Origin of the sequence: Brucella sp. NBRC 12953 (assembly GCF_040369775.1) — a bacterium.
Classification (GTDB): Bacteria; Pseudomonadota; Alphaproteobacteria; order Rhizobiales; family Rhizobiaceae; genus Brucella; species Brucella pseudogrignonensis.
On the sequence record NZ_BAABSV010000006.1, the window covers coordinates 208,065 to 226,760 of the forward strand.

Genomic DNA, 18,696 nt, shown 5'->3' on the forward strand with positions numbered 1-18,696 from the left:
ATTATTTCTATTTTATTATCAATTATAGCAATCTGAATCCGTATACAGCGGTTTGGCAATTTCTGGTTCTAAACATCAATAAAAACGCCGCCTCGCGGCGGCGTTTTTAACTCGTATGTTTTGCTATTAAGCTTTGCCGAATCCGCCGCCTGTTGGCGTTATGACGGTGAAGGCTTCGCCTGCTTCAAGTACGGTCTGATCGCAGTTACCCAGCACTTCAATCGTACCATCCTTGCGGCGAACTTCGTTGCGTCCGGTCTGACCGGCTTCACCACCTTCCAGCCCGAAAGGAGCCACACGGCGATGGCCTGAAAGGATCGCGAAGTCGAGCGTCTTCAACGCACGGATCGTGCGCTTCGTGCCGTCGCCTGCGTGCCATTTGCCTTTGCCGCCTGATCCTTCACGTACATGGAAATCTTCAAGAAGCACGGGGAAACGTGTTTCCAGAATTTCCGGATCGGTAAGGCGGGAATTGGTCATATGCGTATGGACCGCATCGGCACCATTGAAGCCCGGTCCGGCTGGTGCGCCGGAGCAGATGGTTTCGTAGTACTGATATTCGTCATTGCCGAATGTCAGGTTGTTCATGGTGCCTTGTGCTGCAGCCATGGCTTTGGTCGCGCCAAACAGACAGTTGGTGACGGCCTGACTAACCTCCACATTGCCCGCAACAACAGCTGCCGGGAAGCGTGGCGAAAGCATTGATCCCTGTGGAACAATGATCTTGATCGGACGCAGGCAGCCCGCGTTCATCGGAATGTCGCCTTCAACGAGCACGCGGAACACGTAAAGCACGGCAGCGCGTGTTACTGGTTCTGGCGCGTTGAAGTTGTCTGGACGCTGTTCCGATGTGCCGGTGAAGTCAACTGTCGCCTCACGCTTATCACGGTCGATAGTGACGCGAACTTCTATCTGGCAGCCCTGATCCATCTCGTAGGTGAAATGCCCATCAGGCAACTTGTCGAGCACGCGGCGCACGCTTTCAGCTGCATTGTCCTGAACGTGTCCCATATAGGCTTTCACTACGTCTTCACCGAAGAGACCAATGATCTTCTTCAGCTCAGCGACACCTTTTTCATTGGCGGCGATCTGAGCTTTAAGATCATTGACGTTCTGCGTGAGATTACGCACCGGATAGGTTGCTCCGGTCAGGAGAGCTGAAAGGGCATCTTCACGGAAGGTGCCGCGATCAACGAGCTTGAAGTTGTCGATATAGACGCCTTCCTGCTCGATATTAACCGCGAGCGGAGACATCGAACCAGGGGCAATACCGCCGATATCGGCGTGGTGGCCGCGGCTTGCAACCCAGAAGCGGATCTCGCGATTATCGTCATCGAAAACCGGAGTGCAGACTGTCAGGTCGGGCAGGTGAGTGCCACCATTGTAAGGCGCGTTGATCAGGAATACGTCACCCGGCTTGATATCCTTGTTCTCACGGATTGCCGTTGCAACAGAAGCATCCATCGATCCCAGATGCACAGGCATATGCGGCGCATTGGCAACCAGATTACCCTCGGCGTCGAATACGGCACAAGAGAAATCGAGACGTTCCTTGATATTGACAGAGTAGGCGGTGTTCTGGAGCGTCACACCCATCTGCTCTGCAATCGACATAAAGAGATTGTTGAAAATCTCAAGCATGACCGGATCGGCTTCAGTGCCGATCGCCGTGCGTAATGGCAAAGCCTTGATACGGGTAAGAACGATATGATCGTGCTTGGTCAGGCGTGCCTGCCAGCCATCTTCGATAACAATCGTCTGGTTCTTTTCGATGATGATTGCAGGACCGGTCACGGTCTGGCCACGCTGAATGTGCTCGCGAATAACGACACCAGCATCGTGGAAATCACCTTGGGAGAAGAAACGTGCGCGCTTGGCTGTTTCGGCCTCAAGGTCGCTTTCAAGCGGCAGGCTGGTCTCGGTTTCGCCCGCACCGCCGCCGACTGCTTCGACTTCAACGGCATCGATTACCAGCGCCTTGTTTTCTGCGATGAAACCGAAGCGACGCTTGTGCGCGGTTTCGAATTCGGTGCGCAGACGATCGGCATCGTCCGCGGCAGGGAAGGTTGCTTCGATGGAAAGTACTGTGTCAGTGCCTGCGTAGCGGATATGCGCGCGAAGATGACGCTGAATTGCGGCTTGTTCGATGCCCTGCGTCGCAAGTTCTGCAACACATTCCAGCGCAAGTTCTTCACCAAGCGCTTTCAGTGCTGCCGGAGCGGATGCATCGAGTGACACGCCGAGCGCTTTCTGTCGGGTGGCGCGAATATCGGCCAGGCCCATGCCATAAGCGGAGAGCAGCCCGGACATTGGATGAAGAAGAATGTTCTTCATTCCAAGTGCATCTGCGACGAGGCAGGCGTGCTGGCCACCAGCACCGCCAAAGCAGCTTAGCGCATAACGAGTGACGTCATAGCCACGCTGTACGGAGATCTTCTTGATCGCTTCGACCATATTCGCAACAGCAATGCGAATGAAACCATCAGCAACCGATTCTGGTGAGCGGCCGTCGCCAATTTCATCAGCAAGAGCTGTGAAAAGTGTGCGAACGCGTTCCACATCAAGCGGCTGGTTTTGTTCAGGGCCAAAGATAGCCGGAAAATAATCCGGGATGAGTTTGCCGAGCATGACATTAGCGTCAGTAACAGCAAGCGGACCACCATTTCGGTAACAGGCTGGGCCGGGATTGGCTCCTGCTGAATCCGGGCCGACGCGGAAGCGCCCGGCATCATAATGCAGGATCGAGCCGCCACCAGCAGCAACAGTGTGGATTAGCATCATCGGCGCGCGAACACGAACGCCTGCAACTTCCGTTTCGAAGGCGCGTTCGTATTCACCATCAAAATGGGCAACATCCGTCGATGTGCCGCCCATATCGAAACCGATGACTTGTCCAAATCCCGCCGTCTCGCCAGTGCGTGCAAGACCAACAACACCACCGGCTGGGCCGGAAAGAATTGCGTCTTTACCCTGGAACAAGTCAGCTGCCGTAAGACCACCTGAAGACATCATAAACATGACGCGTGCGCCGGTGCGCTCAACGTCGAGTTCGTTGGAAACCTGTGCAACATAGCGACGAAGGACCGGTGAAAGGTAGGCATCGACGACTGTTGTGTCGCCACGGCCCACCAGCTTGATCAGCGGTGAGACTTCATGGCTGACGGAAACTTGCTCGAAGCCAATCTCACGGGCAATGCGTGCAATTTCAGCTTCATGCGCTGGGAACTTATAGGCATGCATGAGGGCAATCGCGATAGACTTATAGCCCTGATCTTTCAACGAAAGGAGCGCTGCTTCTGCTTCAGCGCTATCAAGTGCTTGCTCGACAGTTCCATCGGCGTGGATACGCTCATTGAGTTCGGTTACGCTGTCATAAAGCGCTTCCGGCTTAATGATCTCCGTTGCAAAGATGTTTTTGCGTTCCTGATATCCGATGCGCAGAGCGTCGCGGAAGCCCTTGGTGGTGACAAGTGCCAGCCGCTCGCCCTTGCGCTCGAGAAGCGCATTGGTAGCAACGGTCGTACCCATGCGCACTTCGCCGATCAACCCAGCCGGAACCGGCTCACCAGTCTTGAGGCCGAGATGCAAACGGATGCCGTGAACGGCTGCATCGCGATAGGCTGAAGGGTTTTCGGAGAGAACCTTGCGTGCATGCAGAATGCCTTCCGGATCGCGTCCAATGACGTCGGTAAATGTGCCGCCACGATCAATCCAGAAATCCCACACGCCGCTTCCCGTTCCGCTCATTATTGGCTCCCTCATGCATGAAGACAGTGTATTTTGAAATCTTTTCAGAATTTCATACTTCCACTTTATTGACAAAATGTCGATAAGATGGTGACATAAAATTCACAAAAATAAGGGAGCAGCAATAATGGGGAATAAGAGAGACTCGGAGTTAATGGCGGAAACGCCCATAGAGATGCGAGAACAGAGCTTCGATGAAGTTTCTCTTCCAAAGCATCTGCGCTCTGTTGCTTCTCTAGGGCCCATTGTTTCGTCTGCACACCTTGCGGAAGGCGGTTCGCCTGGCATGTCAGAGGTCGAATACGGCCTCATTCTGGCTTCGCACGCATTCTCGCGCTGGATGGTTCGCTGCATGGCAGCAGCTGGTTTGCCGGGGCTTTCTCCAATTGAAGTTTTGATCCTGCATTCGATCCGCCATCGTGGACGTGAGAAGAAGCTGGCCGATATCTGTCTCGTGCTCGATATCGAAGACACACACATCGCAACCTATGCGATCCGCAAGCTTGAGAAAGCGGGGCTGCTTACTACTGGTAAGGCATCCAAGGAAAAGACGGTAAAAATAACGGAGAAGGGCGCTGAAGCCTGTGCTCGCTATGCGCAGATTCGCGAACGCCTTCTGGTTGATTCCACTGCGAACGCACGGCCGTCTGAAGAAACCCTATCTGAAGTAGCGGCCTTATTGCGCTTCATGTCCGGTGCATTCAATCAGGCCACCCGGTCTGCCATAACGTTATAAGAGAGTTACAAGTTTGAACGGAACCGAGTTGAACTTATCTGTTTCAAAACCTCTGCTGACGGTCGAGGGCCTCAGTGTTGAATTCGGCGCCAGTCGGGTCGTCGATGATTTAAGTTTTTCGGTTGCACCTGGCCGAACGCTGGCCGTCGTCGGTGAATCGGGGTCGGGCAAGTCGATCACGTCGCTTTCGATCATGCGCCTTGCCGATATGAGCGGCGCGAAATTCCCCAATGGGCGCATTCTTTTCAATGGTCCTGACGGTGAACGCGATCTGCTGAAAGCCGATCAGAAAGCAATGCGCGGCATTCGCGGCAAAGACATTGCAATGATCTTTCAGGAGCCGATGACATCGCTCAACCCGGTCTTCACCATCGGCAATCAGATATCTGAAGTGTTGATGCTGCATGAAGGCATGTCGAAGAGTGCTGCTCTGGCTGAAGGCAAGCGGCTGCTGGAAATGGTACGCCTGCCAGATGCTGAAGGGCTTCTCAAGCGCTATCCACACCAGCTTTCCGGCGGTATGCGTCAGCGTGTGATGATCGCGATGGCGCTCGCTTGCCGTCCGAAGCTGCTTATCGCTGATGAACCGACCACTGCACTCGATGTCACCATTCAGGCGCAGATTCTGCATATCATCAAAGATTTGCAGAAAGAGCTTGAAATGGCTGTCATTTTCATCACGCACGATATGGGCGTGGTGGCCGAAATGGCAGACGACGTTGTCGTCATGTGGAAGGGCAAAAAGGTCGAAGAAGGTCCGGTTGGCCGCATCTTCGACGCGCCACAGCATCCATATACACAGACACTTTTGTCGGCAGTTCCGAAACTCGGCAGTATGACGGGCGAAGCGTTCCCGAAGCGTATGCCTGTCATGGTGATGCGCGATGGCGTACCTGTTCTGTCGGGTGAAGAGCGTATTCAGGACACGGCACGCTATAGCGACAAGCCGCTTCTTGCTGTCGATGATCTTTACGTGCGCTTTCCGATCAAGAAGAACATGTTGGGCAAAGTCACCCATGTTTGCAACGCGGTCTCGAAGGTTGCTTTCGACATCTATCCGGGTGAGACGCTGGCGCTTGTCGGTGAATCCGGTTCAGGCAAGTCGACCATCGGCCGCACCATCCAGCAACTCCAGTCGCCGCTTTCCGGTGATATCCGCTTTAATGGCAAAGCCTATTCGCAGATGAGTTCCTCTGAGCGCTATAAGATGCGTCGTGAGGTTCAATATATCTTTCAGGATCCGTTTGCCTCGCTTGATCCGCGCAAAACTGTTGGTTTCTCGATTGCAGAGCCGATCCGCACCCACGGCCTTCTTGATAACAACAAGGAGATCAATGCGCGCGTGGGGGAACTACTGGAACGCGTTGGCCTTGGTCCGGAATATGCTTCGCGTTACCCGCATGAGTTTTCCGGCGGTCAGCGTCAGCGTATCTGTATTGCGCGTGCGCTTGCTTCAAAGCCGAAGCTTATCATCGCTGATGAAGCGCTTTCGGCGCTCGATGTTTCCATTCAGGCGCAGGTTATCAACCTGTTTATGGATCTGCAGAAAGAACATGGGCTGGCTTATCTCTTCATCAGCCATGACATGGCCGTGGTTGAAAAAATGAGCCATCGCGTCGCTGTGCTCTATCTTGGACAGATTATGGAGCTTGGCTCACGTCGTCAGGTTTTTGAAACGCCGACGCATCCTTATACGCAGCGCCTGCTTTCAGCTGTGCCGGTTGCCGATCCTTCGGCACGGACTGAACGCGCAGCGCTTGAAGGAGAAATTCCAAGCACGACGCGCGGGATCGACGACAAGCCGACGATCTACAATCACCGCGAGGTTTCATCGGGCCATTTCGTCGCCGAAAGCGCCTGAGATATTGCCGCTTTTTTCATCGCATTATCCAACGCAAAACCGCTTCACACTTTTGCTGGAAATGCTTCAACTAAACCCAAAGGGGAAAATAATGATAAAGAAAGCACTGAAAGCCGCTCTGCTGGCTTCTGCCCTGTCGGCAGCTGTGATTGCATCGGCACCGGCTTTCGCCGCAGGCAAACTCACCGTTTCGTCGCCGCAGGATCCGGGCAGCTGGGATCCGATTGATACGTTCCTCGTCAACTGGGCGTCGGTCGCAACAAATATTTTTGACGGTCTCGTCTATCGCGGCCCCGATCTGAAAATCGTACCAGGTCTGGCAACGTCGTGGGAAGAACTCGACGAAGGCAAACGTATCCGCTTCAATCTGCGTGAAGGTGTGAAGTTCCACGATGGCGAGCCATTCAACGCAGAAGCGGTGAAGTTCACTTTTGATCGTCTGCTTGGTGAGGAAGGCGCGAAAGGTCCGCAGCGTTCCAACTATATCGCAATCGAAAAGGTCGAAGTCATCGACGAAAAGACCGTCGATTTTCACCTCAAGACGCCAGATCCGGTGTTGATCACCAAGCTTGCCGGTTACGGTGCGATGATCGTTCCACCGAAATACATCACCGAGAAGGGTGATGATTATTTCAACACACATCCAGTTGGCACTGGCCCATTCAAGTTCGTATCCTATGAGCCAAAGGTCAACATCAAGCTGGAAGCTTTTGCTGACCATTGGGGCGGTGCTCCGAAGCTTTCGGAACTTGAATATCGCTTCATTACTGAGCCTTCGACAGCTGTAGCCGAACTTCAAGCTGGTCGCGTTGATCTGGTCATTCCACCAACTATCCCAATCGGCATGATCCCGACGATTGAAGGCGATCCAAAGCTTGAGCTCGTTACAGCCTCGGGGCCGTCGGTTTATGCCCTTCGTTTCAACACGCGTGACGGCATCACCAAGGACGAACGTGTTCGCAAGGCGTTGATTATGGCTGTGGATCGCGATGCGATCATCCAGTCGATCCTTGCCGGACAGGCTGAAGCGATCGCAAGCTTCCAGGGTTCGCTGTCGTTCGGTTTCGATCCAAACATGAAGCCGCTGCCTTATGATCCTGAGCAGGCTAAGAAATTGCTTGAAGAAGCAGGCGTTCAGCCCGGCGCAACGGTGCAGATTGACGTGCGCGGTCAGGATGCGAGCTTCAACGAAGTTGCACAGGCAGTCGCAAGCTTCCTGCAGATGGTTGGCGTGAATGCAACCATTAAGCCTTATGACACGAATGTTCTGCTCAATGACATCATCCCACAAGGCAAAACGGGTGCCATGTTCCAGCAGGCATGGGGTGGTTGGACCTTCGATTACGATAACACCGCTTACTCGATGTACCATTCGGGTGAAAAGTGGAACCCGTACGACAAGGATGAAAAGCTCGACAAGATGCTTGAAGCACAGCGTTCGGTTCTCGACCGTGGCGAACGTGAAAAGATGCTTCGGGAAATCGCGCATTATGCTGCCGACCGCGCGCTCGAAATGCCTCTCTACAACCTGAAGGCAATCTTCGGCGTCAATAAGCGCGTGAAGAACTTCGTGCCTGTTCCAGATAGCCGTCTGCGTCTCACCGACGTAACCGTCGATTAAACCAACTAATACGGCAAGCCGTTCATCGGCTTGCCGCTGCATTTCGGAGGCGCTCTGGTGGCTGGATTTCTTATAAAACGAATTTTGCAAGCGTTGTTCGTGTTGATCGCGATGACGTTGCTTGTCGCATATGCGATCCGCCTGACGGGCGATCCGGCGCTGATGTTGACGCAAGGCGCTGGCAGTATCACGGAAGCCGATCTCGAGCGCATCCGCGAGGGGTTGGGTTTGAACCAGCCATTCCTGGTTCAATATTGGCAGTTCCTCAAAGGTCTGTTTACACTTGATCTTGGACGCAGCTTCCTCGGTGGTACGCAGGTTTCCGTTTTGGTCGGAAGCGCGCTGCCAGCCACACTTATGCTGGCTTTCGCCTCGCTGTTCGTTTCCATTGTAATTTCGGTGCCACTTGGCATCAAGGCGGCAGTTTCGCGCGGTAAATGGGCTGATCAGCTCATTCGCATCTGCTCACTTGTCGGTCTGTCTTTCCCGAACTTCTGGCTCGCGACGATGCTCGTCCTGCTGTTCGGCATTTATCTGCAATGGCTACCGCCAAGTGGTATGAGCGGCATTGCAAGCTTCGTGATGCCTGCGCTGACCATGGGCATCATTCTGACTGCAACCAACGTCCGTCTCGTGCGCACGTCGATGCTCGAAACGCTGCAGTCGCAATATATCATGGTGGCTCGTGCCAAGGGTCTGAGCGAAAACAAGGTGCTCTATAAGCACGCGCTGCGTAACTGCGCTATTCCGCTGATTACCTATATCGGCTTGCAGTTCGGTGGCCTCCTGGGCGGTATCGTTGTGGTTGAACGCGTCTTCAACTGGCCGGGTATGGGCACGCTTGCATTCGATGCGGTTGCCGGACGCGACTATCCGGTCCTGCAGGCAACAATCGCAATCCTTTCGATGCTGATTATCGGCGTCAATCTTCTGGTGGACATCGCTTACGGCCTTGTCGATCCGCGAATTCGTACGGAGTAGAGCCTATGGCGACTAAAGTGGCGACCAAAACCTCAACACTCCAGCTTTCCCGCTTTGCCAGTCTGGAATTTATTGTTGGTTTTCTTCTCACCGGAACCATCTGTCTGGCAGTCATTTTCTCGAGCTATCTGTTTCCAGCCGGCGCGAACAAGATCGACCTGATGGCACGTCTGATGCCGCCATTCGTCAATCCGGCCCATATTTTTGGTGCTGATCCCCTCGGCCGCGACGTGCTTGCGCGTGTCGTTATCGGCGGCAAAATCTCACTTTTTGTGGGTTTCATCTCCGTCATTGGTTCGGTGATCATCGGCACGATCATGGGCTTGGTGGCAGGCTATTATCGCGGCTTCTGGGATATGGCGCTGATGCGCTTTGTTGACGTTCAGCTTGCGATGCCGTTTATCCTGCTTGCCATCACCTTCATGGCTATCCTTGGCGGAGGACTGGTCAACACGATCATCCTGCTGATTGTTTCGCAATGCGTGCAATATGCCCGGCTGGTGCGCGGCTCGGTGCTTTCGCTGCGCGAGCGCGAGTTCATCCTGTCTGCGCGCGCTATTGGCGTGAAGGACTGGCGCATCATTTTCCAACACCTGCTGCCAAATCTGCTCGGACCGGTCATCGTTCTGATGACGCTGAATGTGGCCAACAACATCCTGCTTGAATCCAGCCTTACCTTCCTTGGCTTTGGCATTGATTCAACCATTCCAAGCTGGGGCGGAATGCTGGCTGATGGCCGCACCTATCTCCAGACTGCGTGGTGGGTGAGCCTGTTCCCTGGCCTTGCCATTCTTTTCACGGTGCTTGGCCTCAACCTTCTGGGTGACTGGCTGCGTGACAGCCTCGATCCAACTGGCAGGACTTCGCGATGAGCGTAATTTTTGAAAAGACCTATCCGCGTTCAATCAATGTGTTGATCGAACGCTTTTCAAAGCCGGAAATGCGTGGCGCTAACGTAGAAGCCTGGCTGTTCGATGACCAGCCAAGCCGCTTTGCTGCTGAAACAAAGCTGCGCGAGGCGGGCATCGATGCGCGTCTGCGTTCAGCCTATAAGCCGCTTCTGCATTTCTTTCTTGAAGAAGTGGACGGGACAGCCCTCAAGGCTGCAACAATTCGCTATCCGCGCCATGACAGTTGCGTAGAGAACCGTTTTCTGCTGGAAACCTATCCGCTGACAGCACTTCTTCCCGAAGCAAAGATCAGCTTCAGTGCGTCCGGTAAGGATGATTTCTTTTATGAAGTCGACCTCACATTTGCCGATGGTCGCACTGAAAATCATCGTGTTTTCGCACCCAATCGCGTGCATGAAGATTTTATCGGCGAAACGCTTGTCTCACCAACTGGCTGGCTGATTGTCGAACATGAAGGCAGCGTTGAAAACGCGCGCTTTGAGACCGCTTATGAACAGTTGTTTCACGATACTATTTCGACCATTGCCACCCATGACTGGGGCAGGGGCGAGCCCTATTTTGAAGAGTTGAACATTTCGGTCAACATGCCGATTACTGATCGACGCCTTGCCTATGATGAGGAAGCGCTGAGCCTGACGGAAGCTCTCCACGAGGATATCTATTTCTCGCTGCTCGAAGTTTTCCAGAAAAAGTCTGGTCGTCCGGTCGGTGATCGTGGCTTGCAGCCGGGGCAGATCGTGCCCGAAGTCCGCTTCCGTGATGCCGAGCCAACCGTTAAAGTAGAAACACGTCCGCTGGCAACGTCAGATGCACTGACTGCCGAGCAAGTTCTGGAAAATGCGCAGGCTCCCCTTTCGGCTGACCAGATCCGCCGAGAAATTGCAAAGCTTGGCGGCTCACCTTTTGAAGCGAAGACTCGTGCAGGTCGCACCGTGCGCGCGACCTATGTTTCGGGCCATGAAACGGCGATGATGATCAGTGCCGGGCAACATGCCAATGAAACGACTGGCATCGTCGGAGCGCTGCGTGCCGCAAGCCACCTTAGCGCACGCGATGGTGGACATTTTACGATCTCGCCACAGGAAAACCCGGACGGATATGAAATCCATAAGCGTCTCTGTGTTTTGCAGCCACATCATATGCATCATGCGTCGCGCTATACTGCTCTGGGTGATGATCTTGAATATCGCAGCGGCGAGGGGCTTTTTGAGAAAACAATCCGTGTAGAGGCGGAGGCGCGCACTAATGCGAAGCTGCATGTCAATCTGCATGGCTATCCGTCGCATGAATGGACACGTCCGTTGTCTGGATATGTTCCACGATCCTTTGCGATGTGGACGCTGCCTAAAGGCTTCTTCCTGATTATTCGCCATCATGCGTCATGGGAAAAAGAAGCCGAACAGCTGATGGATCATGTGACAAGGCATCTTGGTGCCATAGATGGTCTGCTTGATTACAACGATGCACAGATCAAGCTATTCGAGCAACATGCAGGCGAAACTGGTTTCCGCATTATCAACGGCTTCCCATGTATGGTCGGTGTTGATGATCGTCACACAGTTCCGCTGACGCTGATTACCGAATATCCGGACGAAACCATCTATGGCGATGCCTTTGTCAAAGGCCATACGGCGCAGATGGAAACCGTGCTCTCGGCTTATGAAGCCTTGCAGCTGCTCTTTCCGAGCGAGCCGATTGCCTAACTAAAAGCGCATTCCGAAAAGTGTGTAACGGTTTTCGGAAAAGATGCGCGTTAAAGAAAATTTTAGAGCGTTGAGCCGATTTAATCGGATCGGCGCTCTAAAGATAGTAAATGCCAATGCGATTGCCGCCGATCATTTCGACGGCAATTTCCATCTCGTAAATATCGCGCAGAATATCCGGCTGAATGAGTTTTTCCGGTGATCCCTGATGGACGACCTTACCCTTGCGCATCGCAACAATATGGTCTGAATAGCAGGATGCGAAATTGATGTCGTGCAGCACCAGCACGACTGTCTTGCCCAGTTCATTTGCCGCACGCCGTAGCAGTTTCATCATCGAAGCCGAGTGCTTCATGTCGAGATTGTTGAGCGGTTCATCCAGCAGAACGTAGTCTGTGTTCTGGCAGAGAACCATCGCCACGAAAGCGCGCTGGCGCTGCCCGCCCGAAAGCTCATCGAGAAAACGGTCGCCTAGCTCTTCAAGTTCGAGATAGCCGATTGCCTGATCGACGTGGCTGAGATCTTCGCGTGTTGGGCGGCCCTTGGAATGCGGATAACGCCCGAAAGTCACCAAATCGCGCACTGTGAGGCGCGAGTTAATGGCATTGTCCTGCCTTAAAATAGAAAGCCGTTTTGCCAGCACATCACCCGACGTGGTCGATACATCAAGCCCATCGACGGTAATGCGGCCTTTACACATGGGAAGCAGGCGGCTGACCATGGAAAGCAAGGTGGACTTTCCTGCACCATTCGGTCCGATGATCGAGGTAATGCCGCGTGCAGGCAATTGTAGCGTCACATCATCAACGACGACCGCATCTCTATAGGATTTACTGATCTGGTTTATTTCGATCAACGTGCGTTTCCTCTGACGAGAAGGATGATAAAGACGAGCCCGCCCAGAAATTCGATGATGACACTGAGTGCAGTATTGAACGAGAAGACGCGCTCAAGAATGGTTTGTCCGCCGACAATGCATAGGATTGCCAGTAATACGGCAATAGGCAGCACGATACGATGCTTGGATGAACCAGCAATCATGTAAGCCAGATTGGCCACAAGCAAGCCAAAGAAGGTGATAGGGCCAACGAGTGCGGTTGAAACGGAAACAAGGATCGTGACGATCAGCAGAATGCGATGCACAACGCGGCTATGATCGACGCCCAGATTGATTGCCGGATCGCGTCCCAGCGATAAAACATCAAAGACATTGAGAAAACGCAGGCCGTAAAGCGTGACCACTGCCACGATAATTGCTGCGAGCAACAGAATATCCGCGTTGACGCTGTTGAAGCTTGCAAAGAAACGGTCCTGAAGCACGGCGAATTCATTCGGGTCGATCATGCGTTGCATGAGGTTCGACAGGCTTCGGAAGAAGACACCGAACACAATGCCGACAAGCATGACCAGATGCAGGCTGCGTGCCGCACCTGAAAACAGCCAAGCATAAAGTGTGCTGGCAAAGACCACCATGATTGCCGTCTCGGCGAAAAAGCGGCCATTTGGACCGATCCCATTCACATGGATAGCGCCAAAGGCGAAAACTGCGAAAGTCTGGATCAGAATATAAAGCGCATCAAACCCCATGATGGAGGGCGTCAGAATGCGGTTATTGGTGACGGTCTGAAACAGCACGGTCGAGGCAGCAATCGAATAGGCAACCAGCACCATCGCCGCAAGTTTGGTACCGCGGAAGGTAAGGATGAAAGACCAACTGCCTTTTGCTCCCAGCGTCATGAAGGCTGCGCAGGAAATAATGACGAGGATCGAAAGAAGCGTGATGATGAAGCCGGGACGTTTAAGCAAGGCGTGATCCCCGACGCAAAAGCAGATAGAGGAAGATCGCGCTGCCAACGACGCCCATCATCGTGCCGATGGGGATTTCATAGGGAAAGCGGATGATGCGCCCGACGATATCGCAGGCAAGCACCAGTCCAGCGCCAAGCACGGCCACCCATGGCACGGCGCGGCGCATATTATCGCCAATGAACATGCTGACCACATTGGGTACAATCAGGCCCAGAAAAGGGATCATACCAACCGTCACGACCACGCTGGCGCTGACCATAGACACGATCACAAGCCCGAGGGCTACGACGCGGCGATAGTTGAGACCGAGGTTGGTCGTGAAATCTTCGCCCATGCCAGCGACTGTGAAACGATCAGCCGCAATATATGCGATGACGGTGAGGGCGAATGAAAGATACAGCAACTCATAACGACCGCGCAGCACACCCGAGAAGTCGCCGGTTGTCCATGAATTGAGCGCTTGCAGCAGATCATAACGATAGGCGATGAAGGTCGTCACGGCGCTGATTACGCCGCCCAGCATGATGCCGACAAGCGGCACCACCAGTACCGAACGCAACGGAATGCTGCGCAGGATGCGCAGAAAAAGGGCTGTACCGGCAAGGGCCGTAACGGATGCTACCAGCATCTTGCCGAAAACTGGCGTGTCGGGGGCGAAAAGAATGACGAGCAGAATGCCGAGGCTTGCAGATTCAACCGTTCCGGCTGTTGACGGCTCAACAAAACGATTGCGTGTCAGCATCTGCATGATCATTCCGGCCACAGCCATCGACATGCCGGCAAGAATGATTGCAAGCGTACGCGGTATGCGGCTGATTAGCAGAACTTCTGCCGCCCGATCGGTGCTATTTGCGCCAAACAGTGTGCTGAGCGATACATCACTGACGCCGATAAACAGGCTGATAAAGGCCAGTATGACGACAACAACGATAGCTGCGGCGAGTGCCTTCACGCTTAATTCCCGTTCTCTTGCCTTGTCATGAAATCGGGCCACAAACAGTGCAGCCCGAAATGACTGGGTCAGAAGATATTATTTCGCTTTGTCAAAAGCCGCTGAAAGCTGCTGGATCGTGTTGTGCAGTGCACCAAGGCCGCCGCCAACGAGATACCAGTTCTGCGCGTTCAGATAGACGACCTGATCGTTCTTCCAGGCGTTGGTCTGACGCACGAGTTCATTATCGAGCAATTGTTTGGCAGAGGTGCCTTCACGGCCGATGGCTGCATCGCGGTCGAGTACGAAAAGCCAATCCGGATTGGTTTCAAGAATGAATTCCGAGCTGACTGGCTGGCCATGATTGCCGACAGAAAGATCGGGCGCGGCTGGTTCAACGCCGAAGCTGTCATGCAATACGCCGAAGCGTGAACCCGGACCATAGGCGCTGATTTTACCGCCGGACGTCAGGATCATCAGACCCTTGCCTTTGCCCTTGGTCTTTTCTTTCAGTGCTGCGAGTTCGCTATTGAGCTTGTCGACTTCAGCCTTGGCTTCGGTTTCCTTGCCAAAAATCTGGCCCAGCTTTTCGATATTGGCTTCGGTGCCGGAAATGAATTCCTTGGCTGGAACAGTCAGATCGATGGTCGGTGCAATTTTTGCGAGCTCACCATATTTTGCAGCCGAGCGACCGCCGACAATGATCAGGTCCGGTTCGGCTGCATTAACCGCTTCATAGTCAGGTTCAAAAAGCGTGCCGACTTTCGTGTAATCTGCGCCGTCGTATTTCTTGAGATATTCCGGGAAAGCGATGCTGCCAGGAACGCCGATGATCTTCACGCCAAGGCGATCAAGATTGTCGAGCGTTGCGAAATCGAACACGACGACTTTTTCAGGATTGGTTGCAACCGTTGTTTCGCCTTGGGCGTGTTTGACTGCCACATCAGCAGCGTTCGCGCCGGAGGCAAGGGCTGTGGCAACAAGTGCTGCGCCAAACAGACGGGAAAAATGTCGGCTGATTTTCAGCATGGCGTTCAATCCTTTCGTCAATCTTGTGCTTTATAGTCCGGTTTTCTTCCAGTCAAAGCCGGAAGACCACAATTCAGTTGTTTTGTTGGTCTGGGCTCTCATTGAGCAGGATGAATTTCAAGCTGTCTTCGACCGTGAGCGGAATCATCGAACCGTGGCTTTCGTTATCGAAGCGACGATAGGCGACCTCAAAGCCCGGAAGTTGTTTCAACTCGGTCTGAATATCTGCACCCGACGGTCCGCCGCGCAGCGTCTTCAGGCGCTCAGTATCTTCCTTTGACTGACCTGGGCGTTCGCCGCGCTTGCCGGATGATTCAACAAGCAGCCGCATTGGTTTCGGATCGGCTTTGAATGCCTCCACAAACCGATCCTTGTCGGTGAGAATCGAGCGTCCATTCCACCAGATCGATGGGTCTGCGGCAGCATAAGTCTGAAATGAATCCGGATGATTGAAGAGCGCGTAGAGCGTGAAAAGGCCACCCAGCGAATGCCCAAAAAGAGCCTGCTTGTTCTTGTCGATAGCAAAACGCTTTTCGACTTCGGCTTTTACCTGATGATCAATAAAATCGAAGAACGCGTCGCGTCCGCCAGTTTTCGGAATATTGGTCTGAACAGGGATCAATTCGTCTGGTGTCGGAGGCGTGAGATCGAAATAGCGCAGGCGGACGATTTCGTCCTTGTCTTCGGTCGGATAACCAATGCCGACAAACACTGCGTTGAACTGAGGATTATCAGCTATCAGCTTGGCTGCGATTGGTAACATCCCATTGCCATCACTCATATAGACAACGGCGAAACCACTGGCAGGCGCTTTTTCAGCGGGTGCAGCCACGAAAATTCGATAGTCGATGCCGTTCGCCTGCATGTCAAAGGAGTCGACTTGCGGCTTTCCAGCGTGTGCAGAGGCGTTCACGAGAATGCTTCCGAACATGAGGCAAACCTTCAAAATTACGTTCTTTGTCTTGCTCACGAGAGCATCCATTTCATAAAGAAATGACGCCAGCCAAAATCAGCTGGCGTCATAATGTGCGTTAGAAGCGTGAGGTCATGCCGAGCCAGAGACGACGGCCTTCAACCACATTGTTGATTTCGTCCACTGTGACCTTCTTGTCGAAGATATTGTAGACGGCAGCATTGAGCGTGACGTTCTCGCTGAATTCATAAGAGCCACCGAGGTCGAAAGTGGCATAGCCCTTATATTTGCGGGCGATGACCTGACCCCTGCTGTTATAGGCATACGGCTCACCAACAGTGCCGATACGCAGACCTGCGTTGATTTCAGGACCGTGATAGTTACCAGCTGCCCAGGCAGTCAGACCGTCGACTGGCGTTTCCCAGTCTGCGCGGATGTTTGCCATGTGCTTTGGCGTGCGAGCCAGAGGCAGACCTGCATATTCGCCGGTCTTCTGTTCCGAGTCGGTATAGGTATAGCTACCGCGCAGCTTAATCGTGTCGGTCGCTTCCCAATCTGCCGTCAGTTCTACACCCTGAATTGTCGCTTCATCGATGTTGTAGCTGTAATAGAGGACGTAGTTCGGGTCCTGAGCCCAGCGCAGTGGCTGGCCTGTGATTGGATCATACTGAATGTTGCTGGCGATCTTGTCTTTGAAGTCGGTGTAGAAGTAGGTCGCACCGAGGCGCAGACCCTGCTGGTTGTCCCAAAGCGCACTGGCTTCATAGCTGGTGCTCTTTTCTGGCTGAAGGTTTGGATCACCGATAATGACGCCGCAGTTTCCGGTCGGGCCGTAGGTACAGTTGCCGCCGCCAGTCGTGTAAGCATAACCGGGTGCAATAGTGCGAATTTCAGGGGCGCGGAAGCCGGTTGAAATGCCGCCCTTCAGGGTCAGCTGATCCGTGGCGTGCCAAACTGCATAGCCACGCGGGCTCCAATGCGAACCGTAGATTTCGTGGTGATCCATGCGCAGGCCACCGGTCAGCGCAAAGTCTGGAGTGATCCACCATTCATCTTCAGCGAAAAGTGCCCACTGCTTGATCGTGAACTCTTCGTCCAAGCCTGTACGACGGCCCGGGTTCTGATCTGTCAGCGTGCCTTCGATAAACTGGCCGCCGGTTACGAGCGTGTGGTTGCCATAAAGCTCGAACGGGGTGGTGAACTTGCCGTCCAGTGTAGAGTTGCGGATATGCGGTGAACGCAGGCTTTCAACAAAATCACCGCGAGCCTTGTTCCAAGTGTAGTTTGTTCTCTGAGCAGTTTCCTGCATGAAAGAGAACTCGGAAGTTGTTGGACCCCAACGGCCTGTGTGACTGATCGACCAGTGGTTTCGGTCGTTCATATTATAAGTGTCGAGCGGTGCCGTGCTGCCGGTTGCTACAGGGTTGATCGTGTTTCCAACCGATGAATCGCGGCGCAAGCGCGTCTTGCCGGCTTCTAAAACGATGTCGTGATCGGCGTTTGGCGTAATCGTCACGCGACCGGTGATGTCGATATCACGCTGCTCTGGCGTGCCGCTGATGATTTTGTCTTCCTGACGCTTGAGGCCGCGTCCCCACAGCTGCACACCAACCAAATTCGGAACGAGAGGGCCGGTCATGTAGTATGAGCCCTGTAGCGAATTACCGAACTTCGAGTGCTGCTGAACCGTCGTGTCGAAGCTCAGCGAGCCGCTCCACTTGTCCGAAACCTTCTTGGTGATGACGTTGATCACGCCGCCCATGGCGTCAGAACCATAAAGCGATGACATCGGGCCACGAATAACTTCGATGCGTTCAATAGCGTTGGCTGGCGGCAGGAAACTCTGTTCGAAACCGGAGTTGCCGTTGGTGCGCGCGTCGCGTGTGCTCTGACGCTTTCCGTCAACGAGGATCAGCGTGTAGCTGCCCGGAAGGCCGCGAATGAAGATGTCACGTTCTGCTGCAGCCCCCGTCACAGCAACACCCTGAACATCGCGCAACGCATCACCAAGATCGCGATAAGAACCTTTTTCAAGTTCTTCACCCGGTACAACCGAAATGCTCGCTGGAGCATCGGTTATGTTCTGCTCAAAACCTGTCGCCGAAACAACGATCTGGTTAAGCGTGATACCACCGGCAGCATTTACCTGTTCGGTCGCCTGGGCTTCAGCCTGTTTCTTTTTCGCAGCTTCTTCTTCTGCCGTGGTCGCGGTCTGTGCAAAAGAAGCTGCGCCGCTTAGAATAAGTGCGGTCGAAAGGCATGTGCCCGCAAGAATGGCTTTTGCAAAAAGCGATCCGCTGGCCAATTGCCTGTTCTGCGAACCATTGGTACGCAATCCCCGAAACAAGCTGGTCATAAATATCACCCTTAAAGTTGAGTTTTCAGCTCTCCTTATGTATGGCAATAACGTGACGTCAATCGTCATGATTTATAAGAATTCCAAGTTTCAGAAAA

General features: G+C 53.5%; 13 protein-coding genes. 6 read left to right on the forward strand and 7 right to left on the reverse strand.

Annotated features, from left to right (window positions below; all coding sequences use genetic code 11):
* Window positions 1-126: 126 nt before the first annotated feature.
* Window positions 127-3,762, reverse strand: a complete 3,636-nt coding sequence (locus tag ABWV94_RS15965; protein ID WP_353414324.1) for a hydantoinase B/oxoprolinase family protein — start codon at window positions 3,760-3,762, stop codon at window positions 127-129.
* 112 nt (window positions 3,763-3,874) lie between these two features.
* On the opposite strand from ABWV94_RS15965, the gene ABWV94_RS15970 reads away from it, so the two are divergent.
* The 6 genes from ABWV94_RS15970 to ABWV94_RS15995 all read left to right on the forward strand — a co-directional run bounded on the left by ABWV94_RS15970 (window position 3,875) and on the right by ABWV94_RS15995 (window position 11,560).
* A complete protein-coding gene (locus tag ABWV94_RS15970) occupies window positions 3,875-4,483 on the forward strand; it encodes a winged helix DNA-binding protein (protein ID WP_039860837.1) in 609 nt (202 codons plus the stop codon).
* Window positions 4,484-4,496: 13 nt separating this feature from the next.
* Complete coding sequence (locus ABWV94_RS15975) at window positions 4,497-6,344, forward strand: ABC transporter ATP-binding protein (protein WP_353414327.1); 1,848 nt, start codon at window positions 4,497-4,499, stop codon at window positions 6,342-6,344.
* 91 nt (window positions 6,345-6,435) lie between these two features.
* Window positions 6,436-7,965 (forward strand): ABC transporter substrate-binding protein, encoded by a 1,530-nt coding sequence (locus ABWV94_RS15980; RefSeq protein WP_353414329.1) that lies wholly within the window; start codon window positions 6,436-6,438, stop codon window positions 7,963-7,965.
* A gap of 57 nt (window positions 7,966-8,022) precedes the next feature.
* On the forward strand, window positions 8,023-8,946 hold the full coding sequence (locus tag ABWV94_RS15985) for an ABC transporter permease (RefSeq protein ID WP_007879420.1): 924 nt from the start codon (window positions 8,023-8,025) through the stop codon (window positions 8,944-8,946).
* 17 nt (window positions 8,947-8,963) lie between these two features.
* The gene (locus tag ABWV94_RS15990) at window positions 8,964-9,818 is read left to right on the forward strand and encodes an ABC transporter permease (protein ID WP_039860841.1); all 855 of its coding nucleotides are present in this window, start codon (window positions 8,964-8,966) and stop codon (window positions 9,816-9,818) included.
* On the forward strand, window positions 9,815-11,560 hold the full coding sequence (locus ABWV94_RS15995; RefSeq protein WP_353414331.1) for a peptidase M14: 1,746 nt from the start codon (window positions 9,815-9,817) through the stop codon (window positions 11,558-11,560). The genes ABWV94_RS15990 and ABWV94_RS15995 overlap by 4 nt, the downstream gene beginning before the upstream one ends.
* 97 nt (window positions 11,561-11,657) lie before the next feature.
* Here the strand turns inward: ABWV94_RS15995 and ABWV94_RS16000 are convergent, their stop codons facing one another.
* The 6 genes from ABWV94_RS16000 to ABWV94_RS16025 all read right to left on the reverse strand — a co-directional run bounded on the left by ABWV94_RS16000 (window position 11,658) and on the right by ABWV94_RS16025 (window position 18,598).
* Window positions 11,658-12,416 (reverse strand): iron ABC transporter ATP-binding protein, encoded by a 759-nt coding sequence (locus ABWV94_RS16000; RefSeq protein WP_353414333.1) that lies wholly within the window; start codon window positions 12,414-12,416, stop codon window positions 11,658-11,660.
* Window positions 12,413-13,366 (reverse strand): iron chelate uptake ABC transporter family permease subunit, encoded by a 954-nt coding sequence (locus ABWV94_RS16005; RefSeq protein WP_353414335.1) that lies wholly within the window; start codon window positions 13,364-13,366, stop codon window positions 12,413-12,415. The genes ABWV94_RS16000 and ABWV94_RS16005 overlap by 4 nt, the downstream gene beginning before the upstream one ends.
* On the reverse strand, window positions 13,359-14,321 hold the full coding sequence (locus ABWV94_RS16010; RefSeq protein ID WP_113486577.1) for an ABC transporter permease: 963 nt from the start codon (window positions 14,319-14,321) through the stop codon (window positions 13,359-13,361). Before ABWV94_RS16010 ends, ABWV94_RS16005 begins: the two co-directional genes overlap by 8 nt.
* Before the next feature lie 78 nt (window positions 14,322-14,399).
* The gene (locus ABWV94_RS16015) at window positions 14,400-15,329 is read right to left on the reverse strand and encodes a siderophore ABC transporter substrate-binding protein (RefSeq protein ID WP_007879413.1); all 930 of its coding nucleotides are present in this window, start codon (window positions 15,327-15,329) and stop codon (window positions 14,400-14,402) included.
* A gap of 73 nt (window positions 15,330-15,402) precedes the next feature.
* Window positions 15,403-16,299 carry an alpha/beta hydrolase gene (locus ABWV94_RS16020; RefSeq protein WP_353414337.1) on the reverse strand — a complete coding sequence of 299 codons (897 nt, stop codon included), beginning with the start codon at window positions 16,297-16,299 and terminating at the stop codon, window positions 15,403-15,405.
* Window positions 16,300-16,360: 61 nt separating this feature from the next.
* Window positions 16,361-18,598, reverse strand: a complete 2,238-nt coding sequence (locus tag ABWV94_RS16025; protein ID WP_353414339.1) for a TonB-dependent receptor domain-containing protein — start codon at window positions 18,596-18,598, stop codon at window positions 16,361-16,363.
* Window positions 18,599-18,696 lie beyond the last annotated feature (98 nt).

What these genes read in the sequence shown, in the direction of transcription:
- ABWV94_RS15965 (WP_353414324.1), bottom strand. Translation starts at nt 3,762, where the DNA reads ATGAGGGAGCCAATAATGAGCGGAACGGGAAGCGGCGTGTGGGATTTC.
- ABWV94_RS15970 (WP_039860837.1), top strand. Translation starts at nt 3,875, where the DNA reads ATGGGGAATAAGAGAGACTCGGAGTTAATGGCGGAAACGCCCATAGAG.
- ABWV94_RS15980 (WP_353414329.1), top strand. Translation starts at nt 6,436, where the DNA reads ATGATAAAGAAAGCACTGAAAGCCGCTCTGCTGGCTTCTGCCCTGTCG.
- ABWV94_RS15995 (WP_353414331.1), top strand. Translation starts at nt 9,815, where the DNA reads ATGAGCGTAATTTTTGAAAAGACCTATCCGCGTTCAATCAATGTGTTG.
- ABWV94_RS16015 (WP_007879413.1), bottom strand. Translation starts at nt 15,329, where the DNA reads ATGCTGAAAATCAGCCGACATTTTTCCCGTCTGTTTGGCGCAGCACTT.
- ABWV94_RS16025 (WP_353414339.1), bottom strand. Translation starts at nt 18,598, where the DNA reads ATGACCAGCTTGTTTCGGGGATTGCGTACCAATGGTTCGCAGAACAGG.